This window comes from Bradyrhizobium sp. USDA 10063, assembly GCF_054063735.1.
Window position 1 is genome coordinate 6,241,826 of record NZ_JBSSGP010000002.1, and the last position, 26,659, is coordinate 6,268,484.

Consider the following 26,659-nt stretch of genomic DNA (forward strand, 5'->3'; position numbering starts at 1 on the left):
TCTATGGTGATGATATCGGCCGCGAGTTTACCGCGACCGTGCGTCGTCCGCCGTGTCACCGAAAGCGGATGCACCGAGCACCCTGGGAGATGGTCGATGCGACCGCATAGAGTTCAGATCGAGCCGGCAGGCGCGACGACGGGAAAGTCCTTCTCGGGATCGAACACGTTATTGAAAAAGTTCGTCAGGGAGTACATGGCAACCAGCGCGACGATCTCCATGACGTTCGCATCCGTGTAGCCGGCGTCTCGGACGGCTTTCAGATCGGCGTCACTGACTTTGCCGCGGGTATCGATCACTTTGCGCGCAAACTGGATGGCGGCGTCCCGCTTCGGTTCGCTGGCATGGCCCTTCCGAGCGAGAATGATTTCATTGGCCGGCAGCTTGGCCATATGATCGGCCGTAAAGCTGTGAACCGTCAGGCAGTAGTCGCAGCCATTCACTTCGGAGACAGCGAGGCCGATACTGTCACGCGTCTTCACGTCGAGCGCCTTGCTCATGGAGCCGAGCAGGGTGGCCCATGAGTTGAACGCGATCGGGCTTGCCGCGAAGGTCGCCATCATATTTGGGGTGAACCCGATGTTCTTGGTGAACATATCGAGGGTCGGTTTCGAATCGGCCGGCACCTGTTCCGGCCTTAGAGCCGCGCTTCTTGGCATGACAATTCCGTAAGCTGCTGGTTTCACCAATGATTAAACGAGATCCAAATACATCGACCACCGGCGGCGCGGCTTCTGCGGCCAGTTTCCGGGACGCACCGCCCCCACGGACTACAGCATGACCGGTACTTCGTCCTCGGCCAGTCCGCACTCGCGGTGCGCGGCTTCCGCATCGAAACCGATCGTCGGCGTCGAACCCGGGCCTGGCGAGCGAGCAGCATTGATGACCGCCGCCGCGACGAAGGTGCATCGAAGGCGCGTGTCGTTCACGGACGAACGCGGATGATCGTCTTCCCGCTGATCCGCTTGGTCGGATTGAAGGCGGCGACGGCATCGTCGAGTGTCGCGATGTTGCCGATGTTCGTCCGCAGTCGTCCGTCTCGCACCCGCTGGACGATCTCACTCAGTTGAGCACGATCGGATTCAACAACGAAGTCGATCGCCAGGCCGTCGGCGGGCCGCGCCTCGCTTGGCCCGACGATGGACACCAGTGTTCCTCCAGTTCGAATCAGGCGCGCGGAACGCTTCCCGATGTCGCCGCCGATGACATCGAACACCAGATCGACTCCGCCGACGTCTTCGAGGACGTCGTGCTCGAGGTCGACGAATTCCTGCGCACCGAGTTCGAGCGCCTTCTCATGATCGGCGGCACGTCCGGTGCCGATGACGTAGGCGCCGGCCTCACGCGCGAGCTGCGTCACCATCGAACCGACTGCGCCGGCCGCGCCATGCACGAGGACGCTCTGCCCCGCCCGAAAGCGGCCGTGCTCGAACAGTCCCTGCCACGCAGTCAGGCCCGAGATCGGCAGGCTCGCGCCCACCGTGAAGTCGACGTCGCCCGGGAGCGGCGCGAGGTTGCGTGCCTCCATGGCTACATACTCCGCCAGGGTGCCGTCGCGATACCAGTCGGCGAGGCCAAACACTCGCTGTCCCACCGACAGCCCCGTCGTGCCGTAGCCGAGGGCGGTGACCACTCCGGCCAGCTCGTGCCCAGGGATCGACGGTGTTCGATCACGGTCGAGGCGATCGGTCCAGGTCGAGGGCCACTCCAGCTCGGTCGGGACGAATCCCGATGCATGAACCCGAACGACGACGTCGTTAATCGCTGCCTGCGGCTCGGGCCGCTCCACGAGCCTCATCCCGGTCGTTCCCGCCGCCTGGTTCGTCACAACGATCGCCTTCATCATCCACCTCCTTGTGTGTGGTATGCCGTCATCTTCCGAATTCCTTTGCAGACGAGCAAAGATACGACCGCGAAACTCGATGGTCCAATGACCTGTGGCTATGGAATCGATGCCATCGACGCGGCGCGCAGAAAAAGCGCGCCCAACGCGGCAGTGAACCGCAGCGAATGCTCCGTGAGAGCATGATTTCTCGGGCTGAGGATGCTAGAGAGGTTCGGCGCGATCAGCCGAGGCCTGTACAACAGCAACCGAGAGGCTTCAGCCCGTCGGGCATCCGGAGTCGCGGGTTCAACCGAACTGAAGACCCTGCGGATATGATAGGCCGCGGCGCCGGGGTGCATTGATCGACGGCACGAGAGAACGCTCAATCCGGAGTGATATTCGGGATCGGGAGTTGAGCCAGATCATCCTCGTAGCTGGCCTGAGAGCCTGCGTTGTGCCCGGAAGTGGTGGCGTCCGGGCGTGTGTGAATATCCGCGCTAATGCCGAGAAGTTCGCCAACGGGGCAGAGGTTTGCGGCCTCCAGCAAGAATGCGCGTTGTTGCTCGTCGAGTTCTCCCTCCAGCACGAGAGTGCGCTCGAACGAATCTCTTTCGCCCTGGGCGCCGTGGCGGAAGCTGACGCCCACTTCTACCCGTTCCAGCGGAAATCTTCGGCGCCGGGCATGAAAACGAACAGTCATAGCGGTGCATGCAGCGAGAGACGCGCTGAGAAGGTCGTAAGGATTGGGACCGGGAGATACGTGGCCGGCTCCATCTGGGCCGCCGATGGGAAACTGAGACGCGTCGACACGACCAACCAGCATGCCGTGATTGGTGGAGTCGCTCACGACGACAACTTCGCGGATCTTGGTCATGATTAGGTCCCGATCGTTCGAATGATTGATCCACCGGCTTCGACGAATGTGTACGCCAGCAGCGGTGCAAAACGAGTCTTGGAGTTCGTGCGAGATCTCAGCGCCGCGTCCGCTTCAGCCAGTGCGTTCAGCAACTAAATCCGGCGACCATTCGGGTAAAGCTATCATGTCCATAACCGCCAGGAATGCTCCGTGAAGTCAGTGTCGAGGCTCCCGGGTGAGCGACTCCGTGAGCGCGCAGCGGGCCTAATGCACGCGACGTAGAAGTCTCTGCAGAATAAAAACGTCGCGGCTTCGAGTGCCATGCGGCTCGTGGCATCCTTGCTACGGCATCACGCTTGCGCGGCGAGCGGCAATAACGACCGTTTATCGACTCCATGGCGAGAGGTGATTTCCGTCGCCGGCGTTGCAAGGTCATTCTCCAAAGCATCGTCGAGCCGAAACTTGCGGTTTCGCGGGCGACACGCGGAACACGATGGAGGAATACTCGGCATCGGAATGGCGGTGCGAATGCTGCGGCCGTATCGAGGCCGGCGGGCGGGAACAGTGCGACCTGTCCAATTTGATTTCAGCATTCCAGGTCCTTGGAGAGACGGAAGTGAGTACGACTGACAGAACGGAGCATGCGGCTCCGGCGCGCGGTTCGTTTTGTCGCCTTCCACGATGCGGCGGCGCACCGATGGGTCTGCTGTTCGCGCTGGCGCTCGCTGGCTGCGACGAGAAGGCGCAATCGCAGGCGGCCGCGCCTCCGCCGCCGCCAGTGACAGTCGCGCAACCGGTCAAACGTACGGTCACCGATTGGGACGAGTTCACCGGCCGCTTCGAGGCGATCGAGGAGGTCCAGGTCCGCGCCCGCGTCGGCGGCTTCGTCAACAGCGTCGAGTTCAAGGACGGTGCGATCGTCCATGCCGGCGATCTGCTCTACATCATCGATCCGCGCCCATTCGAGGCGGTCGCCTCGCAGGCCCAGGGCCAACTCGACGACGCGCGGGCCAAGGCAGAGCTTGCCAAGCGTGAACTCGACCGTGGACTGAACCTGGTCCAGACCAGCGCAGTTTCGGTACAGGTCGTCGATCAGCGCCGTCAGGCCTTGCAGGCGGCTTATGCGGCCGAGACGCAGGCCGAGGGTGCGCTGAAGGCCGCGCAGCTCAATGTCGAATTCACCCACGTGCTGGCGCCGATCACCGGCCGCGTCAGCCGGCATCTGGTGACGCCGGGCAATCTCGTGCAGGGCGCCGATAGCGGCGCGACGTTGCTCACCTCGATCGTGTCGCTCGATCCGATCTACATCTATTTCGACGTCGACGAGGCGACCTATCAGCGCAACAGCCGGCTCTGGTTCGAAGGCAGGCGGCCGAGCTCGCGCGATACGCCGAACCCGGTGCAGGTGATGCTGACCGGCGAGACCAAGCCCTCGCATGAGGGGAAGATGGACTTCCTCGACAATCGACTGGACATCTCGACCGCGACGCTGCGCAGCCGCGCGATCGTCCCGAACAAGGATCTCTCGATCCTCCCGGGGCAGTTTGGCCGCGTCAGGATCATCGGCTCGTCACCCTACGAGGCGCTGCTGATTCCGGACACCGCTATAGCCACCGACCAGTCGCGCAAGATCGTGTTCGTGGTCAAGGAAGACAACACGGTGGAGGCAAGGCCGGTGGTGCTCGGGCCGCTCGATGAAGGGCTGCGCGTGATCCGCGAGGGTCTCAAGGCGGAGGATCACGTCATCGTCGACGGGCTGCAGCGTGCCCGCGTCGGCGCCAAGGTGACACCGAAAATGGCGCAGGCGCCGGCAGGCGACAAGGCTACGGCGGGTGCCACGCCATGAATCTCGGAAAACTTTCCATCAACCAGCCCATCCTGGCGATGGTGCTGTCGATCGTGCTTGTGATCGTCGGCACGATCGCCTACCAGACGCTGCCGGTCTCGGAATATCCGCAAGTGGTGCCGCCGACCGTTACAGTCACCACGCAATATCCCGGCGCCTCCGCGCAGACCGTGTCCGACACGGTGGCCGCCCCGATCGAGCAGGAGATCAACGGCGTCGAGGACATGCTGTATCTCTACAGCCAGGCGACCTCGAACGGCCAGCTCACCATCACCGTCACCTTCAAGCTCGGCACCGACCTCGACAAGGCGCAGGTGCTGGTTCAGAACCGCGTCGCGATTGCGCAGCCGCGGCTGCCCGAGGAGGTGCAGCGCAACGGCGTCGTCACCCGCAAGAACTCGCCCGACATCCTGATGGCCGTGTTCGTGCTATCGCCCGACGACACGTTCGATCAGCTCTACATTTCCAACTACACGCTGCTGCAGGTCCGCGATCAGCTTTTGCGGCTCGACGGCGTCGGTGACATCCAGATGTTCGGCGCGCGCGACTACTCGATGCGGTTGTGGCTCGATCCCGACCGGATCGCTGATGTCGGTCTGACGTCGGGCGAGGTGCTGGCTGCGATCCGCGCGCAGAACCTGCAGATCACCGGCGGGCAGATCGCGGAGCCGCCGATCGCCGATCGCGCGTTCCAGCCGAACCTCACCTTCACAGGACGCCTCAAGGATATCAGGCAGTTCGAGGACATCGTGGTGAAGGCCGGCTCCGACGGCCGTACCGTACGGCTGCGCGACGTCGCGCGCGTCGAGCTCGGTGCGCTGTCCTACGCCACCAGCAGTCGCATACTGCGCAAGTCGGCCGTCGCAATGGTGGTGACGCAACGGCCCGGATCGAATGCGCTCGCCACGGCGAGGGCAATCTCCACCACCATGGCGAAGCTGAAGGAGGGTTTTCCGAAGGGGCTCGACTACAATATCGGCTACAACCCCACCGAATTCATCGCCCAATCGGTCCATGAGCTGATTAAGACGGTCTACGAGGCGATGGCGCTCGTCGTCATCGTAGTGCTGGTGTTTTTGCAGGGGTGGCGGCCTGCGATCATCCCGATCATCGCGATCCCGGTGTCGCTGGTCGGCACCTTCGCGGTGATGGCCGCGCTCGGATTCTCGATCAATAATTTGACGCTGTTCGGTCTGGTTCTCGCGGTCGGCATCGTGGTCGACGACGCCATCGTGGTTGTCGAGAATGTCGAGCGACATCTCCAGCACGGTATGAGCCGGCGCGAGGCGGCGCTCAAGACCATGGAGGAGGTCGGCGGCGCGCTGGTCTCGATCGCGCTGGTGCTCTGCGCGGTGTTCGTGCCGACAGCCTTCCTGGGCGGCATTTCCGGACAGTTCTTCCAGCAATTCGCGGTCACCATCGCGGTCGCGACCGCGATCTCCTGCTTCTGCTCGCTGACGTTGTCGCCGGCACTGGCCTCGCAGATCCTTACTCCGCACGAGGAAAAACGTCCGCCGGCGCGCTGGAACATCATTGCGCGCGGCTGGGACGGCTTCACCGCGCTGTTCAACCGCATCTTCGATCGCCTGGCGTACGGCTACGCGGCCGCCGCCGACTTCGTGATCCGGCATACGGTGGTGATGCTTGCGATCTATCTCGCGCTGATCGGAAGCGCCGGCTGGCTGCTCGCCACCACCTCGCAGGGCTTCATTCCCGCGCAGGATCGCGGTTACCTCATCATCTCGGTGCAATTGCCAGGCGCCGCGTCGCTGGCGCGGACCGCTGAGGTGGTGCGCGAAATCGAGCGGATTGCGCTGGATACGCCGGGTATCGTCCGCGTCGGGGCGTTCAGCGGCTTCTCCGGCGCGACGCGCACGCAGGCCGGCAACGCCGCGGCGTTGTTCCCGGTGTTCGACGAGGCGGAGGCACGGCAGAAGAAGGGATTGTCGGCCAACGCGATCACGGCCGATCTGCGCAAGCGGCTGTCGGCGATCCAGGGCGCTTTCATCATCGTCATTCCGCCGCCCGCGGTGCCAGGCATCGGCACCGGCGGCGGCTTCGCCATCCGCATCCAGGATCGGCAAGGCCGCGGCCCTGAGCTGCTCGCAGCCGCGACCGACGAACTCGTCGCCGCCGCGCGGAAGTCGCCAAACCTGACCTCGGTCTTCTCGCCATTTACGGCGAATACGCCGCAGCTGTTCGTCGACATCGATCGCGTCAAGGCGCAGAAGCTCGGGGTGCCGATCGCCAACATCAATGACACCATCCAGACCTATTTCGGCTCGACCTACGTCAACGACTTCAATTTGTTCGGCCGCACCTATCACGTCACGGCGCAGGCCGATCTCCCATTCCGCAAGGAGACCTCCGACCTGGCGCGGCTGCGCACCCGCAACGCCGCTGGCGACATGGTGATGCTCGGCAGCGTCGTGGACTTCAAGAACATCTCGGGCCCCGACCGTGTCGCGCGTTACAATCTCTACTCCGCGTCCGAGCTGCAGGGTGAGCCGGCACCGGGCGTGAGCTCGACGACGGCGCTCAACACCATCAAAAAGCTCGCCGACGAAACATTGCCGAGCGGCTTTTCCCTCGAATGGACCGATCTGTCCTATCAGCAGGTGACGGGTGGCAATGCCGGCCTCTATGTGTTCCCGATCTGTGTGCTGTTCGTCTATCTGGTGCTCGCCGCGCAATATGGCAGCTGGACGCTGCCGTTCGCGGTGATCCTGATCGTGCCGATGTGCCTGTTCGCGGCCACCATCGGCGTGCGCATCATGGGCCAGGACGTCAACATCCTGACCCAGATTGGCTTCGTGGTGCTGGTGGGACTTGCCGCCAAGAACGCGATCCTGATCGTCGAGTTCGCGCGCGATATCGAGCTCGAGGGCAGGTCGCGGCTGGAGGCTGTCATCGAGGCCTGCCGGTTGCGGCTGCGGCCGATCCTGATGACGTCGTTTGCCTTCATCTTCGGCGTGCTGCCGCTGGTGGTGTCGACCGGTTCCGGCTCGGAGATGCGCCAGGCGGTCGGCGTCGCCGTGTTCTTCGGCATGCTCGGCGTCACGCTGTTCGGCCTGATCTTCACGCCGATCTTCTACATGGTGGTGCGCAACCTCGCGGAAGGCAGGAACGAGGGCAAGCCGACCCAGAGGATCGCGGCCGCGGCGGAGTGAGTCGCGGTGACGCCGATGCGCGATGGAGCGGGAACACTATCTCCGTTACCCTGAGGAGCGCGGAACCCGCGTCTCGAAAGGTGCACGGCCTCGCCTGGTCAGGGCGGGCAAATCGCTCCAAATTGCTGCTAAAACGAACGAGGATCCGCGGTCGCCATAGCCGGCAGGGCCAACGGCTGGCATTTCTCGGGTGATGGAGTACGATTTCTCCAGGCTGGAGAGAGGCCGCGCGTGCGGCGCGCGAAGAGCTTGATCCGCCGACTTCAAGCCGAAGCCCGACGCCGGAGTCTGACAGATGGTGCAGCAGTCGCTGAACGTCGGGTACTCGGACGGTAGCTCTCAGGTGTTGTGGGAGGACGGCGAGCGCGTGTTCAGCCGTGGCTGGCGACTGGACGACAATGGCAACCAGATCGCCGTGCTGCTTGTTGCCCCTGCCGCCGACCACCCGTCCCGGACAAGACTCGATCGCCTCACGCACGAATACGAGCTGAGAGATGAGCTCGACAGGGCATGGGCGGCGCGGCCGCTGGCCCTTATGCGCGATGCCGGTCGGATCGTGCTGGTGCTCGATGATCCGGGCGGCGAGCCGCTCGACCGTTTGCTCGGGAGGCCCATGGAGGTAGGACGCTTCCTGCGCCTGGCTATCGCTGTTACCTCGGCTCTGGGCAAGCTTCATCAGCGCGGGCTCATCCACAAGGACATCAAGCCAGCTAATATTGTGGTGGACTGCGCGGATGGACACGTGCGGCTCACCGGGTTTGGCATCGCATCGCGCATGTCCCGCGAGCGGCAGGCGCCCGAGCCGCCCGAGACCATCGCCGGTACGCTTGCCTACATGGCACCCGAACAAACCGGGCGGATGAACCGCTCGGTGGACGCCCGCAGCGATCTCTACGCCCTCGGCGTCACGCTGTACCAGATGCTCACGGGCGTTCTGCCCTTCACGGCGGCCGATCCGATGGAATGGGTGCACTGCCACATTGCAAGACCACCGGCGCCGCCCAGCGAGCGGTTAAAAAACCTCCCAGCCTCCGTCTCTGCGATCATTATGAAGCTGCTCGCCAAGACTGCTGAGGAGCGTTACCAGACGGCTGCAGGCGCCGAGAGCGATCTACGGCGTTGCCTTGCTGAATGGGAAACCCGAGGCGATATCGACGAATTCCCGCCCGGGGAACACGACACTCCGGACCGGCTGCTGATCCCCGAGAAATTGTATGGTCGGACAGCCGAGATCGATACCCTGCTTGCCTCCTTCGACCGTATCGTCGCCGGCGGCAGGCCGGAGTTGGTGCTGGTTTCCGGATACTCCGGCATCGGCAAGTCCGCGGTCGTCAACGAGCTTCATAAGCCACTTGTTCCGCCCCGCGGTCTCTTTGCATCGGGCAAGTGTGACCAGTACAAGCGCGACATCCCCTACGCCACCCTTGCGCAGGCCTTTCAAAGCCTGATCCGCCCACTTTTGAGCAAGACCGACGCCGAGCTGCGGCAATGGCGGGAGGTGCTGCTCGAAGCGCTCGAACCGAACGGTCGGCTCATTGTTGATCTCGTCCCGGAATTGAAGCACATCATCGGCGAACAGCCACCGGTCCCCGAACTGCCGCCACAGGATGCGCAGGGCCGCTTTCAGCTGGTGTTCCGGCGATTTATCAGCGTATTCGCGCGGCCGGAACATCCGCTCGCCCTGTTCCTCGACGATCTCCAATGGCTCGATGCAGCAACGCTCGATTTGCTCGAGGATCTGTTGACCCGGCCGGATGTGCAGAACCTGTTGCTGATTGGCGCTTACCGCGACAACGAAGTCGGTCCCATCCACCCGCTGATGCGCAAGCTCGAAGCGATGCGCCAAGCTGGAGCGATATTGCAAGACATCGTATTGGCACCCCTGACCTGTGAAGACTTGGGACAACTAATCGCGGATACTGTTCACAGCGAACCAGAGAGAAGCACGCCGCTGGCACAGCTCATCCACGAGAAGACAACCGGCAATCCGCTTTTCGCCATTCAGTTCATCTCCGCGCTCGCCGACGAAGCATTGCTCACTTTCGATTATGGCGAGGCGCGATGGTGCTGGGACCTGAATCGCATTCACGCCAAAGGTTACACCGACAATGTGGTGGACCTTATGGTGGGGAAGCTGAATCGCCTGCCCGCCGAAACCCGAAACGCATTGCAGAAGCTCGCCTGCCTGGGCAACGACGCAGGGTTCACCATGTTGCGGATCGTTTACCAGGACTCCGAGGAGGAGATGCATGGCCAGCTTTGGGAAGCGGTGCGAGCAGGGCTGATCTTTCGTTCGGAAGATTCCTACAAGTTTCTCCACGACCGTGTCCAGGAAGCCGCCTACTCCTTGATCCCGGAGGAATCGCGTGCCGAAGCCCATCTCCGAATAGGGATGCTGCTCGCAGCGCAGACCCCTCCAGAGAAGCTGGAGGAGACGATCTTCGAAATCGTCAATCAGCTCAACCGCGGCTCGCATCTCATCACGTCAATTGAGGAGCTTGAGCGGGTCGCGGAGCTGAATTTCATCGCAGGCAGACGCGCCAAGAGCTCGACAGCGTATGCCTCGGCGCTGAACTATCTGCTCTCCGGCGCGGCACTGCTGCCAGGGGACTCCTGGGAACGCTGGCACGACCTGATCTTTGAGCTGGAGCTGCACCGGGCCGAATGTGAGTTCCTCACTGGTGCACTGGCGGAAGCCGAGCAGCGCCTGGCGGTGCTGTCGACCCGTGCCGCAACGACGATCGAACGAGCCCGCGTCACGTGCCTGCAGGTGGATCTTTACACGACCCTGGATCAGGGCAGCCGCGCGATCGCAGTCGGTCTCGACTATCTCCGCCACCTGGGCATCGACTGGTCGCCGCACCCGACGGAAGACGAGGCTCGGCGCGAATATGAGCGGATCTGGTCCCAACTTGGCTCCCGCACGATAGAAAGCCTCATTGATCTGCCTTTGATGAGCGATGCCGCATCGCTCGCGACCCTCGATGTCCTGACGAAGCTCGGGCCGCCTGCCCACTATACGGATGCGAAATTACGTTCGATGGTCATCTGTCGAGCAGTCAATCTGAGCCTCGAGGGCGGCAATTGTGACGGCTCGTGCTACGCTTATGCGGTGCTTGGCAGGGTTGCCGGACCGGAATTCGGCGACTACCAGGCGGGACTTCGATTCGGCCGTCTCGGCTATGAACTGGTCGAACAGCGCGGGCTAAAGCGCTTCCAGGCCAGGACCTATTTGAACTTTGGATATTTACTCATGTTCTGGACGAGACATGTCCGGGAAGGTCGTGATGTGCTGCGGCGGGCGTTTGAGACGGCAAACCAGATCGGTGACCTCACTTTTGCGGCGTACTACTACACCCACCTGAACACGTATCTTCTCGCGGCGGGCGATCCGCTCGATAACGTGCAAGTCGAGGTCGAGCATGGTCTCGCGTTCGCGCGGAACATGCGGTTCGGTTTTGCGATTGACTCCATCGCCGGCCAGCTTGGGCTGATTCGGACGCTCCGCGGCTTGACGCCGATTTTCGGTCGCTTTGACGATGGGCAGTTTGACGAACTCCTACTGGAGTCCCGTTTCTGCAGGAACCCGGATCTGGCGTTGGCCGAGGGCTCATATTGGACCCGCAAGCTGCAGGCACGCTTCTTTGCCGGCGACTATGCGGGTGCCATCGAGGCCTCATCGAGGGCGCAACAGCTGCAGCCGACATCGGCGTCTTTTTTCGAATGCGCTGAATATCACTTTTACAGTGCGCTCTCCAGAGCGGCATCCTGCGAGTCCGCGGCGGCCGGCCAATGGCAGGAGCATGTCAGGGCACTGGCCGCGCACCACCGACAGCTCGAGATCTGGGCGACGGCTTGCCCGGACAGCTTCGAGAACCGCGCCGCACTCGTCGGGGCGGAGATCGCCCGGATCGAAGGCCGCGCGCTCGATGCCGAACATCTTTACGAGCACGCTATCCACTCGGCACACACGCACGGCTTTGTCCACAACGAGGCGCTCGCCAACGAAGTTGCCGCACGCTTTTATGCCGCACGCGGGTTCAAGAAGATCGCGCATGCCTATCTGCAGGACGCGCGGTACGCATACATCCGTTGGGGAGCCGACGGCAAGGTACGCCAACTCGACGAGTTGTATCCGCACCTCAGGGAGGAAAAGCCGGTTGCCGGCCCCACAAGCACGATCGGGGCACCCGTCGAACAACTGGATCTGGCTACTGTTATCAAAGTCTCGCAAGCCGTGTCGGGCGAGATCGTTCTAGAAAAACTGATCGACACGCTGATGCGCACAGCGATTGAGCACGCGGGTGCCGGGCGAGGTCTGTTGATCCTTGCGGTAGGTGATGGGTATCGGATCGAGGCGGAAGTCGCGACCAGCAATAATACGGTGACCGTCGGTCAGCGACAGGCAAGTGTAACCGCTGCAGATCTGCCGGAATCCATCCTACACTACGTGATCCGGACGAAAGAGAGCGTTCTTCTCCACGATGCCGCAGCCGCGAACCCGTTTTCTGCCGATAAGTACATTCATCAGCATCACGTCCGTTCAATTCTCTGCCTGCCGTTGCTCAAACGGGGCAGACTGGCCGGCGTACTCTACCTCGAAAACAACCTGACGGCCCACGTTTTCACACCTGACCGCGTCACAGTGTTGAAGGTGCTTGCGTCGCAGGCGGCGATCTCGCTCGAAAATTCGCAGCTTTATCGCGACGTCGCTGATCGCGAAGGGAAGATTCGGCGTTTGGTCGACGCCAATATCATTGGGATCCTCATTGCCGACCGCGAAGGTCGAATTCTTGAAGCCAATGACGCGTTTCTGCGTATCTTAGGATATGATCGTGAGGACTTGGTTTCGGGCCGCGTGCGCTGGACTGAGCTGTCCCCGCCCGAATGGCGCGAGCGCGACATTCTGACTCTGGCAGAACTGAACTCAACCGGGATAGTTCAGCCCTTCGAGAAGGAGTATGTCCGGAAAGACGGCAGCCGCGTTCCTGTGCTTATTGGCGCCGCTCTGTTCAAAGAAGGAGGCGACGAGGGCCTTGCATTCGTGCTCGATTTGACAGAGCGCAAGCGCGTCGAGGAAGCGCTTAGCCAAGCACAGAGACTCAGCCACACCGGCAATTGGATCTACGACGCGACCACGATGCGTTACCTCTATTGGTCGGACGAGAGCTACAGGATCTGGGGGTTTGATCCGCTGCAGGGCCTTCCAAGTCGACAAAGTATGTGGGAACGCATTCACCCAGAGGATCGCGACAGAGTGTGGGCAGCAGTTCAGGGGGCCGTGCACCAGAAAAGAGATTTGATTGCCGAGTTCAGACTCCTCCTACCTGATGGAACAATCAAATGGGTCGAAGGAACCAGCTATCATGTGTTTTCCCCCCGGGGCACGCTGGCTGAGGTCATCACCACGACCGTCGATGTGACGGAACGAAGGCGGGCCCAGGAGGAACGTGAAAAGCTGCGCCAGCTCGAGTTGGATTTCGCCCACATGAACCGCGTGAGCATGATGGGAGAATTGGCAGCCTCGCTCTCTCACGAAATCCTGCATCCGATCGCTACCGCTCGTAACAACGCCCGTGCAGGGATGCGCTTTTTTGGAAATGAAACCGCCAAATCTGGATGAGACCAGGGAAGCGCTCGCTTGCGTTGTCAGGGACACGGACCGAGCCAGGGATATCGTCGGACGGATGCGTGATCACATCAAGAAAGCGCCAACGCGAAAGGAGTGCTTTGATCTCAACGCTGCGATCAACGAAGTGCTCGTATTGGCGCAAAACGTGACCCACAGGAATGAGGTTTCGGTTCAAACCCGGCTTGCGGATGGATTGCTCCCGGTTCTGGGGGACCGCATTCAGCTGCAACAAGTCTTGCTGAATCTGATTCTCAACGCGGCTGAAGCAATGAGCTCGGTTGAAGAGGGAGCAAGAGAGCTGTTGATCAGCACCGAGCAGGACCAGACAGGCGCCCTCGTAGCCGTACGCGATTCTGGGCCCGGCATTGATGGGCAGCATCTCGATCGAGTCTTCGACGCCTTTTACACCACGAAGTCCAGTGGAACAGGGATGGGGTTATCGATATGCCGCTCCATTATCCATGCTCATGGAGGCAAGTTGTGGGCGGAAGCGAACGAACCTCGCGGCGCGGTATTTCAGTTCACCCTGCCGGCGGACAACGACTCATGAATTGTCTTCAATCGGCGTACCCGGCTGCAGAGCCGAGCGCAGGCATCGCTCGAGATAGTCGTCATCCACTGGCTTGCTGAGGTAGCAAACAATCCCGTCCTTTAGAGCCCGATCCCTGACGACCTCATCGGGGTAGGCGGTAACGAGGATCGTCGGGATCGCGTACCCTGCATCGACCAAATGCCTGTGCAGCTCGACTCCGGTCATTCCGGGCATGTGAACGTCGGCGATCAAGCAGGTGGTTTCCGGCAAAAAGCGTGACGCCAGGAAATCGGCTGCTGACGGAAACGCCTCGACAGTGTAGCCCATTAACACTACGAGCTTTCGCAGTGACTCACGATAGAGCTGATCATCGTCGACGATGGCTATCAGTGTTCGGTTCAACATTGCCGGTTCCAGGCGCCTTCCTCGCTCCACTACGTTGGCGGCATACCTCGCGCCTGCATGCAATTTCTAGTGTCCGGGACATTCGCCAATAATGCAATGACCGCGCCCGTAAGCGATGGCTTAGGCTTCCGGCTATCCGCTTAGGCAAAAGATACCTGTTCATCTCGACTGATTGTGCGTAGAATGACGCTGGAATAGGAAAAATGCGCTTCCCCACGCAGGATATCGAGAATGGGTGAGGCAAATCCCAGCGTCTTGGTTATCGATGACGATCCCGAGTTTCGCGACTCGGTCGTGCGGCTGTTGCGAACAGTGGGCTTACCTGCCCGACAATTTTCGTCTGTTCCCGAGTTTCTCGAGGCCGATCCGCCGGACGGTCCCACTTGCCTGGTGCTCGACGTGAGAATGCCGGGGCGAAGCGGTCTTGAGCTTCAGCGCGACCTTGTCGCCGCAAACAGGCAGGTGCCGATCATCTTCATCACAGCGCACGCCGACGTCCCGATGACCGTGCAAGCGATGAAGGGCGGTGCGATAGAGTTCCTTACAAAGCCATTCCGTGATCAGGATCTGCTTGACGCCATCGAGGCCGGCCTCGCTGGCGATCGTGCCCGTCGAGAGAGTGATAGGGCATTGGCTGCGCTCAAGGAGCGTTTCGACATGCTCAGCTCTCGCGAGCGTGAAGTTATGCTCGGCGTCGTGGCCGGTCGCTTGAACAAACAGATTGCCAACGATATCGGCATCTCCGAATCCACGGTGAAGGTGCATCGCGTGAACCTGATGCGGAAGATGAAGGCACGTTCGCTTCCCGAGCTCAGCCGGATGGCGGACCTTCTCAGTATGAGACTACAGCAGCCGCATAACTTCTGAGCCCAAAGGCATGTCCTCGGTGCTTTCGTGCGAGGGCGCCATCTACTCTCAAATTGCGTCTGCCGCATTTTTCTGCGCCGCCGATCCTCTCGCTTAGGCGCCGATCCGGCTAACGGATTCGGGGCGCGAGGTTTACGCCCTCACTTCTAAGCGATCGCTTAGCACAGGCAGCGACAAGCGAACCTCACAGTACCTCCGCGCAATCGACCGCAGCGCTCCAAGCCATCAAAATGCGAAGGTGACGACCAAGCGGCCGTTGACAGTCACCGAGGTCGTCTTCCCCCTCCTGGTGAACGACCACGACCGCCCGAGTCCGGACGGGCGACGCAAGGCTCGTCAATATAGTCCGCAGCGCCTTGACGGAGAACAACAGCCCATGGAGCTTCATCAGGTTCGCTACTTCCTCGCCGTAGCGTCCACGCTCAACTTCACCCGCGCGGCCGAGCAGTGCAATGTCACGCAGCCCGCCCTGACCAAGGGGGTGCAGAAGCTCGAGCAGGAGCTCGGCGGTCAGTTGATCTACCGCGAACGCCAGCTGACGCAGCTCACCGATCTTGGAAAGGAAGTCCTTCCGATGCTGGAGCGCACACTGGCCTCGGCGGAGGCGGTGCGTCGCAGGGCCCAGGAGTTCCAACGCAAGGACGTCGCGCCGTTGAAGATCGGCCTCGCCCCTTCAATCTCGGCCTCGCTCGTCCTCGATCTGATCGCGGAGATCGCAAAGTTCGTCCCTGGATTTCACGTCGAGCTGCGCGAGGGCGCGGCGGCGAAGCTCGTCGACCTCTTGCTTGAGGGCGAGATCAACACCGCAATGGTCGGGGACGTGAAGGACATGCCCGCCCGCATCGACGACTGGTCGCTGTTCGAGGAGCGCTACGTCGCGCTTCTCGCGCCGACACACGAGCTCGCAAACCGTCCCTCGATCGGCATCGACGACCTCCGCGAGACCGTTTTGCTGGAACGCGCCGGATGCGACGTCACCCCGAAGATCCAACGGTCGCATTTCGCCGAGGAGCCGCTCCACCTCGGGCACTGCAGCGGTAGCGACTTGCACCTGCAGCACATGGCCGCGGCTGGCTTCGGCGTGATACTCGCGCCCGAGCACATGCCGCACCTTCCGACGCTCAAGACCATCCCGCTCGAAGGCGCCCCGGTTTCGCGCGAGGTGCGGCTACTGGCTGTGCAGGGGCGCTGCTACTCGCCGGCGCTGGACGCTTTCGTCAAGGTCGCGCGGCTTCGCGACTGGTCGGTCGTCATTCGCACGGCGCGAAAATCGTGGAATGTGTCGAGCATCCGAGGAGAGCATGCGGCGCGTGCGGTCACCGCGGCTACTTCAAAAGCCATCTAAATGAGCAACGTTGAGGAAGGCGCAGCCGTGAAGCTAGGCGGACGGTTTTTCGTTATCGCCTGTGTCAACAAGCAACTTCGCGTGCGACGGCAACGAGATCATGGGTATCTCTACCCAGGCGCCGATCTGTGTTGAATTGGAGAGCAAGCGCGTCGGTGACGCCGATCTCGTGTTTTTTGTCCCGAGCCACCTTTCGGGATTGCGGGTGGTGCTGATTGCGCATGGCGTCGATCGACGTGCCGCAAATCGTCTTCGGGGCGCGGGCGTCGCAATAAGCGCCGCTATCATTTCGTCTCGGACGATTGAAGAGAATAAAAACGTCGGTTTCGAGGTGCGATGCGACTGGTGGCATTGCTCGCTAAGTCATCACGCGGCTGGGCGAGCGACGATAACGATCGTCTATCGACTCTATGGCGAGAGGTGATTTCCCTCGCCGGCGTCGCAAAGTCACTCTCCAAAGGCATGGTCCGATCAATCTCAGGATCAGGAGCCGCAATGGCGCTGCGTCGGCGACGGGTGTCGATTGAACGATACAAATGGTGCGAAAGAAAAAGACAAAGATGTCCCAGGAGGCCTACGATATTGTCATTGTCGGTGCGGGCGCGGCCGGTTGCGTTGTCGCGAGTTATCTCGCCGAACACACCGATGCGTCGATCGCGCTGATCGAAGCGGGCGACATGGATCGCGATCCGTTCATCCACATTCCAGCCGGATTCGCCAAAATACTAGCCCACGATCGGCATGTCTGGACATACGAGACGGTTCCCCAGCACGGCACCAAGCGAGCTTATCGCTCAGGCAAGGTGCTCGGCGGCGGCTCCTCGATCAACGCGATGTGCTACGTCCGTGGTCAGAGACGCGACTTCGCCGCGTGGCAGGATGCAGTCGGCGACACCGGTAAATGGTCGTATGAAGACCTGCTTCCAGTGTTCATGGCGCAGGAAGACAACGACACCTTCCACGACGAATATCACGGCATAGATGGTGGTCTGGCGGTCCAGTTGCCTAAGGGCATCAACAAGCTGAACCAATATTGCCTCAAGGCATTCCAGGAATATGGGATTCCCTATAATCCCGACTATAACGGCAAGAGCCAGATCGGCGTCTCGCCGGTGCAGTCGACCGTCGGAGATCAGCGCAGGTGCAGCGCGGTCGACGCTTATCTGCGTCCGCACCTCGCCTCGGGCCGCGTGACCCTCCTCACCGGAAAGACCGTCGTTCGCATCCTCGTCGAGAACGAGCGGGCTGTCGGCGTTGAGTTAATGGACAAGAGCCTGAAGAGGATCGCGGCCGACGAAGTTGTGCTGTCGGCTGGCACCGTTCATAGCCCGACGATCCTCATGCACTCGGGTATCGGACCAGCCGAGCAGTTGCGCCAGCACGGTATCGCGGTGATCGTCGATTCTCCGGAGGTAGGCGAAAATCTCCAGGACCACCCGATGGTACCGGTCCGTGTCTATGTAAAGGGCGATCTCGGCTATCAGGCTGCCGCGCAGGGCCTCGGCAGCGTGAAGGCGGGCTTGCGCTATCTCGTCACCAAGGATGGCCCGGCGTCGGGCAATGGCATCGAGACGGTGACACACTGGAATCCGTCAGATTTCACCGCCGAACCTACGATTCAATGCTATCACGCTCCTATCGTCTTGAACGAGCAACTCGGCCCGGCGGGCGACCGCTCGGGCATCACCTTCGAACTCGTGGTGCTTCAGCCCAAGAGCCGTGGCTGGGTGCGGTTGGCCGACAGCGACCCGACGTCGATGCCCCTCATCAACCCGAACTTCATCGGCGAAGAGGAAGACCTGAGGGCCGCGGTGGAATCGGTGCGCGCGATCCGCAAGGTCATGGCCCAGGAGTCATTGGCGCCGGTGATCGAGGAGGAGATGGATCCCGGCCCGCACATCCAGTCGGATGCGGAGATCGGCGAATGGGTGAAGCGTGTCGTGACGACAATGTGGCACCCGGTCGGCACCTGCCGGATGGGCCAGGATACGCGAGCGGTGGTCGATGCAAGGCTCAGGGTCCGCGGCGTCGACGGCCTCCGGGTAATCGATGCCTCGATCATGCCGAACATCACCAGCGGCAATACCAACGCGCCGACCCAGGCGCTTGCGCGCCACGCCGCGGCGATGCTGGTCGAGGATCTGAAGCGGACCTAGGGAGTTCTAGCGCGAGCCGGCGGCAGCGGTAGCCGGTCTACGTATGACAGTGGACTGCCCATCTGACTCGCCGACGTCGTAGACGCACGCTTGGAAGAGGGGCACCTCGTTCTCAGATATCCTTCGGGGCTTTGCCCTCCTTGGCTATCCGCCGATAGTCGCTCGGATCTCGATTGTACGCCTTTCGAAAAGCTCGCACGAAACTTGAACGGCTCTCGTACCCCGCATTAAGAGCAACGACGTCGATCGACATCGTCGTTGTCGTCAAATCGATCGCAGCCTGGCGCATTCTCAAGTCTCGCAATATGGCCATCGGGGATTGTCCAAAGATGTCCGAAAAACGCGCCATGAACGCCGAGCGACTCAATCCCGCACTGTGTGCCAAGCTTTGAACTGAATGGGCGGCTCCCGGCCGCGCCACCATATCCGCAAAAGCTCGGGTGACCTGCCTGTCGGCAAGTATCGAGAATCGCTCAGTCCACCGCTGGGATGACCTGAGGGACCGCCGCACCAACGAGACAACGATTTGCTTGAGCAGAGACGCTGTCATGGCTCCAACGCCGACCTCTTGCTGTAGCAGCTCGTCCATAGCCTCGCGAAGCTTCAGATCGATCCTGTCCGCTGGCTCGAATTGCTCAATCACCGGCTCGCGGAGTTCTCCGAACAGCCTCACAGACTGACCAAAGGATGCGTTAAAGAAGCCGCATATCTGAACGATTTCAGGTTGCTCGTTTGGCACTGCGATGCGGAGGATGCCGTCTTGACGAGTCCAGCAGTCTCTCGAAATGAGCTTCGGTGGGCCACTTCCACCGCCAACCTCGATCGCGAACGGAGTGTTTGGCGGCACGATGATGAGCAGATGAGGGCTCAACGGCATCTTCGGCCCGCCGTTGATGGACATCCGTCCCACGCCACTCAAGTTGTAGTGGATCCCGGGTACGTCAATCGTCCCAAATTCGACTCGATGGCCGCGCGGCACCAGAAGCTCGGTCAGCGCGATGACGTCGATGTCGAGCGCCTGCATCAAGTTGTTGAGGTCTGTTGTAGACAATTTGACAGTGGCGCCCGCGGGCGGCGAAACGTTCTGCCCGACGAGAGCCCGCTTTGGAACCGCTTTCGAAGCGTGCATGACTGTAGTGGCCCTTTACTGCCTGGCTACCGGCGCCGATAGTGCTCCGAAGCCTGTTCTCCAAGGATCAGCGGGGGCGTCGCCATGCTCGTTCGTACCACTGGACTTCGTCTCTTGCCATTAGACGAAATTGGGACCCGCGGAGAACGCGAACGCTCCCATAGTCGTTATGCTTCGGGGCTTTAGTTCCGGGCCGTCATCCCGTGCGCGCTACAACGCGTGCGGGACGACGGGCAAGGACTAAGACGACGACTTCAGCGAATTTGTATCGATCGGCAGGCTGCGCACACGCTTGCCAGTCGCGGCGAAGATCGCATTGGTCACTGCAGCACTGACAATGGCTGTCGGAGCTTCACCAACGCCACCCGGAGCCTCCGCGTTCTTAATCAAGTGTGTCTCCACCACCGGTACCTCGTCGATACGCATCGGCAGATAGCTGTCGAAATTGCTCTGCTCGACCCGTCCATCCTTGAAGGTGATTGACCCATGGAGAGCTGCGGTCAGACCGAAAAGCGTTCCACCTTGAATCTGTGCTTCGATCGTATCGGGATTGACATACATGCCGCAGTCGATCACACAGACGATCCGCTTGACTTTGACAGAGCCATCGCCCGCCACTTCGACCTCGGCGACCTGCGACGTGTAACTTCCGTATGCGAATTGTACCGAAATTCCGCGGCCATGCCGCGCGGGAAGGGGTGATCCCCACCCTGCTTTTTCCGCCGCAAGCGACAGAACAGCGAGCGCTCGCGGATTGTGGCCGAGCAATCCCTTGCGAAAAGCGACGGGATCCTGCTTCGCGGCATGAGCGAGCTCATCTATGAAGCTTTCGACCACAAAAACATTGTGAGTCGGTCCGACGCCGCGCCACCAAGACGTCCGGACACCGGGGGGCTCGACCCGGACATAGTCGACGCGGATATTGGGCAGTGCATAGGGCGGTTCTGCCGCCGCTTCTACGGCATCGGGGTCCAATCCGTCCTTGAAGTAAGGGGGATAATAGCGAGCCATGACTGAGGAACCGGCGATCCGATGTGTCCAGGCAACCGGCTTGCCGGCCGCGTCAAGTCCGGCCGACAGCCGATCGAGATAGTACGGCCGATACATATCGTGCTGGATGTCTTCCTCGCGGCTCCAGATCACCTTCACCGGGCCGTCGACGTGCTTGGCGATCTTGACGGCGAGGATCGTGCCATCGGCTTCCAGTCTTCGGCCGAAGCCACCACCAATCAGATGATTGTGAATTTTGATCGCATCCTTTGGCAGGCCGGTGAGTTCGGCCACCTGAGACTGCGTGATCGTAGGCGCCTGTGTCCCGACCCAGATGTCGCAACGATCCTTCCGCAGATGAACGGTACAGTTCATCGGCTCCATCGCCGCATGGGCCAGGAAGGGCACTCGATAGATGGCGTCAACCCGTTGCGCCGCCCCCGCAAGTGCCTTCGCCACATCACCGACGTTGCGGGCAACCGCGCCCGGCTTTTTGGATTCCTCCTCCAATTGCGTGACGATATCGGCGTTGCTGACCTTGCCGTTCGGCCCGTCGTCCCACGTGATAGCGGCGGCCTCGAGTCCCTTCTTCGCCGCACCCATGTGATCCGCCACCACGGCAACAGCTTCATCGATATTGACCACCTGCCGGACGCCCTTCACTGCCAGCGCGGCCTTCTCGTTTACCGTTTTCGCTTTGCCACCGAGCACGGGCGAAATAGCAACCGTTGCAACCTTCATGCCCGGCAGTCGCGTATCGATGCCGTAGAGCGCGCGCCCATCGACCTTTATCGGTGAGTCCACGCGCCTGGCACGCGTGCCGATCAGCGTGAAATCCTTCGGATCCTTCAATTTGACGGCTGCCGCAGGCGGCACAGGCAATTTCGCCGCAGCCGTTGCAAGTTCGCCGTAGCCCAGATGCCTCGAGCCTGACGCATCGAACACGACGCCATCCTTGGCGCGGCAAGTCGCTGGATCGGCATTCCAGCGCTTTGCGGCCGCCGCGATCAGCAGATTACGACCCACTGCCCCTGCCTGACGCAGCGGTGTCCAGAAGGCGCGGACAGAGGCGGAACCACCTGTATTTTGAATGCCTATGATCGAGTTGACGTAAAGCGCATGATTTGGCGGCGCATGCTGAACCTGAATCTGGTCAAGCTTCACTTCCAGTTCTTCAGCGAGAAGCATCGAGAGCGACGTGTAAACGCCCTGTCCCATCTCGATCATCGGAATGACCAGGGTCACGGCGCCGGTCGGATTGATCCGTATAAAACCATTCGGCGCGAAAGTACCCGTGACCTCGTTTTCGACCACCTGCGAAGCAGGCGCCGCGAAGACGGACCCCGTGCTTGCACCGGTCAGCGCAAAACCAAGCAGCAAACCTGTGCCCTGAAGGAAGGCGCGCCGCGACATCGCTGTTTCATCGACAATCTGCTCTTTCAGAAAAAGCTCATCCATAATTTCAAACTCCCGCAGCGTGCTTGATCGCGGCGCGGATGCGCTGATAGGTGCCGCATCGGCAGACATTGCCCGACATGGCGGCGTCGATATCGTCATCGGTCGGCTTCGGCGTGTCCTTCAGCAGCGCCGCCGCCGACATCACCTGGCCGGACTGGCAGTAGCCGCACTGCACCACCTCCAGCTCCAGCCACGCCTTCTGCAAGGCCGCGCCCTGCGGCGTCTTGCCGATCGCCTCGATCGTGGTGATCGCACTGTCGCCGACGCTGTCGACCGTTGTCTGGCAGGAGCGGACGGCCTGGCCGCCGACATGCACGGTGCAGGCGCCGCACAGCGCCTGGCCGCAGCCGAACTTGGTCCCGGTCATGCCGAGCACATCGCGCAGTACCCAAAGCAGCGCGGTGTCGCCGTCGACATCGATCTCACGGGGTGTGCCGTTGATCTTTAACGTGAAAGCCATGGACGCCTCTTGAGCGCGTTGGGGGTGAACGGCGGGCCCGCGAACACCCACACATTGAAATTCTTCCGCAGGATCAAGTTGCCCGATGTAGGTACGTTCGGGAGATAGCGCTTCCTCGTCGGTGCGCCGCCGTTATCGGATTGGGACTGCGCGAATGCAGCCGTCATAGCAACCGCGCTGAAGACGGTTCCGGCGATCGGTAGGGTAAGGCGCCTACTTTTTTCTCCACGACCAAACCTTTTTTCCCACGCCATTGGGTGACATCCGTCGAGGTCGCCTTAGGCGTTACTCGATGAAATCTGCGACGGTGCTACCCATTGATCGCAGCGCGGGACGGAGTTTTCCAATAGCCGATATGCATAGTTTCCATAGCAGCGGAGAATAATGCCGCGACGGTCCTCTCTGCGTAGCAAATCAAGGCGCGTGTGCAGGTCGCGATGGCATTGATTGCCGATACAGCGACCGAACGCGGCTCGGACTTCTCTTCAGAATGAGAACGTCGGTTGGACGTGTTGACGTCGAGGTGCTGCCTTCGGAGGGCAGACGCCGAGCCCCCTTCGCAAGTCGCTTGTTGGCACTGTTGTCGATGACGGTCCGTCGGACGGGACAGATCAGAAACGATTCACGCCGGCATCATCCTATTCAGAACGTCGCCCGCACTTCGAGCGACCCGCCGTTGTCGCTGGTACGGCTACCGAAGCGGCCCTCATAGCTGAGGCGCAGACTGAAATTCTTGCCTTGCCAAACGTCGAAACCGGCGGAGACTTGGGCTAACGTCCGATCGATCGGCGAAGTCGCCGTGAATGGCGCGATGCCAGCGGGTGCTCCTTCGAAGCTTGCCGTGGTGCTGAAGCTGTCCTTGCTCAGGAAGCGAACGCCGGCACGTACATAAGGCCGCCACGTGTAGCCGCCCTGCTGCCACTGCGTCCCGATCTCCACCGCCGGCGCTGCCGACGCCAACCAATCGTTCTGGCTTTGCACATGCAGGTTAAGCGCGCCGGCGCCACTCTCGTTGATCGCCCCACGCCACAGGCCCACCGCGTCAAAGTCGACAAGCGGTTTGACGTAGAGCGCCGGCGTGCCGAAGGCGTAGGCAAAGCGTAAGCGCAGGTCGAGCGTCGACGTATCAGCATGCGCTGTTGCCGTGCCTGCAGTCGGAATGCCGTAGCGGCTGGTATCATAGCGGGCGAGGCTGCCGCTCACGCTGCCGGCTACCAGCCAATTGTCGCGGATGTATTTGAGCGCGGCGCCGCCGTGGAACACGTCGCCGTTGGCGGAAGAGGTGTCGGTGCCGATACTCGAGCGCTCATAGCCGGCGCCGACGTCGAGATACCAATTGGCAGCCAGTTGGCCTTGCACGCCGCCGGTGAGGCCGGCTGCCCTCTCGGTGAAACCCATGTAGCCGTCGTGCCCGCCGATTGAGGCCCCACGTCCGTTCGGACGCAGCCAATAGCAGCTTTCCTCGCCCATCAGCGAGGCCCCGCTGCTCGGGACCGGGCAACTGAACAGCGAATTGACGAAGTCAAAGCCGGACCAGAGCGCGGTCTGCGACTGCGCGAGATAGGGCTCGGGGGTCAGGCGGTTGAGGCTCGCCGCGAATGGCCCGAAATCGAGCGTCGTCAGATAGGTCAGCAGATTGCTGAGACCACCACCGCCGGCAAGGTAAGCCTGCTGCAGGTTCTGCGCCACCGCTTTCTCGTTCGGCATCAATCCCGACGGGGCGAAGTTGACGGTGACGGCAAGGTTGACATCGGTCACGTTCGGATATGAGAGCGCGTAGGTCACCGCCGCCGTGTTCTGCACGCCGAGCACACCGAGCCCGGTGCCGATGGTGCCGCCGGCAGCGGACAGGATGGTGTAGGTCTGTCCTGCCGGGCCGAAGATATTCGTGAGCCTGGGCGCCACGGTGCCGGCGAGGTTAGCGGTGCCACTGACGTTGAGCCGGTCTGCCGTTCCGGTAGCGCGATCGATATCCACGGCAAATACGCCGCTTGTGTTCTGCACGAAATTGCCGGTGAGCGTCGTCGTTCCGACTGTGCCGATCCCGCCCGGCGCCAGCGTGCCGCTGCTGGTCAGCGCATTGCCGGCGCCGAGGTTGACCGTCGCGCCGCTGTTGAACACGCCGCCCGAAAGGTTGTTGAAGGCGTTGGTGCCGCCGCCGAGATCGACATTGCCGGTAACCGTGCCGGAATTGTTCGCCGTGTCGTTGCCGGCGCCGCCGACGATGGCGAAAAGGCCTCCTGTCACCGTCGCCGTCGAACCAACAGTCACGGTACTGGTGCCGCCGCCGTCCAGCTTAACGCCCGCGTTGGCGCCGGATATGGTCCCGCCATTGACCGTGACGTCGACATTGCCGGTGCCGTGCGCATAGATGCCGCTGCCAGTTAGCGATGTGACGTCGCCGGTGCTGTTCACCGTGACGTTGCCTATGGACCAAGCGTCGATCCCGTAGTCATGCGCGCTGATGTTTCCCCGGCTGGTGACCGACACGTTGCCGGCAACCGATCCTGCTTCGATTCCACTGCCGCCGGACGCGGTGATGTCGCCCGTACTGTCCACCGTGACGCCGCTTCCGAAGACATTCGACATGCGCGCGTTAATGCCGTCGCCGGGCGCGTGGATGTTTCCCCTGCTGGTGACAGAGATGGCTCGCTGTGCCGAGAGAGACATGCCGGCACCGGTGCTCGCGGTAATGTCGCCGGTGCTGTTCACCGTGAGATCGTTCCCGGCGGTTGCGATAATTCCATAGCGATGGGCGATAAGATTGCCGCGGCTGACAATGTTTATGTCGCCACTGGCATCCGCAAAGATGGCGTCGCTGTTGGACGAGATGATATCGCCATTAGAATGCGTGATCGTTGCGGACCCGCTGCTAGTTGCCCAAATGCCGATATAAACAGCCGACACGCCGCCGCTTTGCGAGACCGTTACATCGCCGCTAAACGATGACTCCGCGAAGATGCCGGAGGCCGCGACAATATCTCCGATGCTGTTGACCGTGGCACCGAATGAACTGTACGCATAAACGCCAAACCCGGCCGCGTTGATATTTCCGACGCTGCTGACAGAGGTGGTCCCATCGCGCGAACGGGCAAAAATGCCATTGCCGTTACTCGAATTGATATCGCCACTGCGCGTGACGACGATGGAAGCGCCTAAATTGTCGCGCGCGTAAATGCCATCACGATATGAAGCGATCGTGCCGCTGCTGGTGATGGCGATGCCGGTGGAGCCGAAAAAACCATCCGTGAATGCGTGGATGCCGAAACCGCCGGCCGACGTGATGTCGCCGGTGTGGTTGATCGTCACCATCCCGGAGGACCACGACCCAGGCACGAAGGTCTCGGCACGAATGCCGTCGGCGGTTCCGGTCACCGAGATGGAAACGGGCGAGATGTCGCTGTTGATGGTGACATTGCCGTTCGAGCGGTAGAAATCGATACCGTGCGTGCCGGCAGCCGGTGTGATATTGGCAGTCAGCGAATTGACGTTGAGCGTGTCGACGGCGGACTGATCGAAATCAGCAGCGCCGATCCCGGCCGACTGGTCGCCCGTGCAGGTGGCGGTCGTTCCGACCGTCGTGCAGCCACCGGGTCCGGCTTGCGCCGGTCGCGGCGCCATCAGCCACAGCGCACCGCTTGCCGCCGTACCGAGCAGCGCCAGGCGCCAGCCGCGGCTCGCGCTCAGCGCCTGGAATGTGTCCGCCCCCTCGCCGGCGAGCGCATGGTAGCTGTAGAGGCCGGTTTCGGTGAGCCGCCCGAGCCGAAGGGGGCGTGCCCAGTCGTCTTGCCATCCTCCCGCGGTTGCGCCGGAGCGCAACGACGCCTTCCCCTTCCGCATCACGTTCACTCGAGCCCACTTGTGTCGCGTTGGGGCGACGTTAGCGGATTCTTACGCGGCGCAATGTGCAGCGCGTCCCAATGGGCAAGATTGCTGCGTGGATGGTTGCCTTCTTTTCGGGCAGGCGGCGCTTGCGCGAAATCTATTC

16 protein-coding genes and 1 pseudogene are annotated in these 26,659 nt (G+C 61.6%); 8 read left to right on the plus strand and 9 right to left on the minus strand.

All coding sequences use genetic code 11. From position 1 onward, the window contains the following. Window positions 1-113: 113 nt before the first annotated feature. From ACVJGD_RS31615 to ACVJGD_RS31630, 4 genes and pseudogenes are all read right to left on the minus strand, one after another. Window positions 114-659, minus strand: a complete 546-nt coding sequence (locus ACVJGD_RS31615) for a carboxymuconolactone decarboxylase family protein (RefSeq protein WP_456637882.1) — start codon at window positions 657-659, stop codon at window positions 114-116. Window positions 660-692: 33 nt separating this feature from the next. Continuing rightward, a pseudogene (locus tag ACVJGD_RS31620) lies at window positions 693-905 on the minus strand (nitroreductase family protein); the annotation flags it as partial. A gap of 20 nt (window positions 906-925) precedes the next feature. After that, window positions 926-1,843 (minus strand): NADP-dependent oxidoreductase, encoded by a 918-nt coding sequence (locus tag ACVJGD_RS31625; protein WP_456640438.1) that lies wholly within the window; start codon window positions 1,841-1,843, stop codon window positions 926-928. 364 nt (window positions 1,844-2,207) lie between these two features. After that, complete coding sequence (locus tag ACVJGD_RS31630; RefSeq protein ID WP_456637883.1) at window positions 2,208-2,699, minus strand: OsmC family protein; 492 nt, start codon at window positions 2,697-2,699, stop codon at window positions 2,208-2,210. A 679-nt stretch (window positions 2,700-3,378) separates the two neighbouring features. On the opposite strand from ACVJGD_RS31630, the gene ACVJGD_RS31635 reads away from it, so the two are divergent. The 4 genes from ACVJGD_RS31635 (at window position 3,379) to ACVJGD_RS31650 (ending at window position 13,879) form a co-directional block, all read left to right on the plus strand. Then, window positions 3,379-4,527, plus strand: coding sequence for an efflux RND transporter periplasmic adaptor subunit (locus tag ACVJGD_RS31635; RefSeq protein ID WP_456637884.1), 1,149 nt, complete (start codon window positions 3,379-3,381; stop codon window positions 4,525-4,527). After that, window positions 4,524-7,697, plus strand: a complete 3,174-nt coding sequence (locus ACVJGD_RS31640) for an efflux RND transporter permease subunit (protein ID WP_456637885.1) — start codon at window positions 4,524-4,526, stop codon at window positions 7,695-7,697. Before ACVJGD_RS31635 ends, ACVJGD_RS31640 begins: the two co-directional genes overlap by 4 nt. Window positions 7,698-7,992: 295 nt before the next feature. Then, window positions 7,993-13,320 carry an AAA family ATPase gene (locus tag ACVJGD_RS31645; RefSeq protein WP_456637886.1) on the plus strand — a complete coding sequence of 1,776 codons (5,328 nt, stop codon included), beginning with the start codon at window positions 7,993-7,995 and terminating at the stop codon, window positions 13,318-13,320. Window positions 13,321-13,384: 64 nt separating this feature from the next. Beyond that, complete coding sequence (locus ACVJGD_RS31650; protein ID WP_456637887.1) at window positions 13,385-13,879, plus strand: sensor histidine kinase; 495 nt, start codon at window positions 13,385-13,387, stop codon at window positions 13,877-13,879. Here ACVJGD_RS31650 and ACVJGD_RS31655 read toward each other — a convergent pair. After that, a complete protein-coding gene (locus ACVJGD_RS31655) occupies window positions 13,874-14,266 on the minus strand; it encodes a response regulator transcription factor (RefSeq protein WP_456637888.1) in 393 nt (130 codons plus the stop codon). The two genes, ACVJGD_RS31650 and ACVJGD_RS31655, sit on opposite strands and share 6 nt — an antisense overlap. 231 nt (window positions 14,267-14,497) lie before the next feature. Here ACVJGD_RS31655 and ACVJGD_RS31660 point away from each other — a divergent pair, with 231 nt between their 5' ends. The 4 genes from ACVJGD_RS31660 to ACVJGD_RS31675 all read left to right on the plus strand — a co-directional run bounded on the left by ACVJGD_RS31660 (window position 14,498) and on the right by ACVJGD_RS31675 (window position 18,634). Beyond that, the gene (locus tag ACVJGD_RS31660; protein ID WP_456637889.1) at window positions 14,498-15,133 is read left to right on the plus strand and encodes a response regulator transcription factor; all 636 of its coding nucleotides are present in this window, start codon (window positions 14,498-14,500) and stop codon (window positions 15,131-15,133) included. A 238-nt stretch (window positions 15,134-15,371) separates the two neighbouring features. Further along, window positions 15,372-16,478, plus strand: a complete 1,107-nt coding sequence (locus tag ACVJGD_RS31665) for a LysR family transcriptional regulator (protein ID WP_456637890.1) — start codon at window positions 15,372-15,374, stop codon at window positions 16,476-16,478. A gap of 61 nt (window positions 16,479-16,539) precedes the next feature. Then, on the plus strand, window positions 16,540-16,902 hold the full coding sequence (locus tag ACVJGD_RS31670) for a hypothetical protein (RefSeq protein WP_456637891.1): 363 nt from the start codon (window positions 16,540-16,542) through the stop codon (window positions 16,900-16,902). 136 nt (window positions 16,903-17,038) lie between these two features. Next, window positions 17,039-18,634: a GMC family oxidoreductase gene (locus tag ACVJGD_RS31675; protein WP_456637892.1), complete on the plus strand. Its 1,596-nt coding sequence runs from the start codon at window positions 17,039-17,041 to the stop codon at window positions 18,632-18,634. A 112-nt stretch (window positions 18,635-18,746) separates the two neighbouring features. On the opposite strand, the gene ACVJGD_RS31680 is transcribed toward ACVJGD_RS31675, so the two are convergent. The 4 genes from ACVJGD_RS31680 to ACVJGD_RS31695 all read right to left on the minus strand — a co-directional run bounded on the left by ACVJGD_RS31680 (window position 18,747) and on the right by ACVJGD_RS31695 (window position 26,511). After that, window positions 18,747-19,763, minus strand: coding sequence for a helix-turn-helix transcriptional regulator (locus tag ACVJGD_RS31680; RefSeq protein ID WP_456637893.1), 1,017 nt, complete (start codon window positions 19,761-19,763; stop codon window positions 18,747-18,749). Between the two features lie 240 nt (window positions 19,764-20,003). Then, the gene (locus ACVJGD_RS31685) at window positions 20,004-22,211 is read right to left on the minus strand and encodes a molybdopterin cofactor-binding domain-containing protein (RefSeq protein ID WP_456637894.1); all 2,208 of its coding nucleotides are present in this window, start codon (window positions 22,209-22,211) and stop codon (window positions 20,004-20,006) included. Between the two features lie 4 nt (window positions 22,212-22,215). After that, window positions 22,216-22,671, minus strand: a complete 456-nt coding sequence (locus ACVJGD_RS31690; protein WP_456637895.1) for a (2Fe-2S)-binding protein — start codon at window positions 22,669-22,671, stop codon at window positions 22,216-22,218. 642 nt (window positions 22,672-23,313) lie between these two features. Next, window positions 23,314-26,511 (minus strand): autotransporter outer membrane beta-barrel domain-containing protein, encoded by a 3,198-nt coding sequence (locus tag ACVJGD_RS31695; protein WP_456637896.1) that lies wholly within the window; start codon window positions 26,509-26,511, stop codon window positions 23,314-23,316. Window positions 26,512-26,659: the final 148 nt, after the last annotated feature.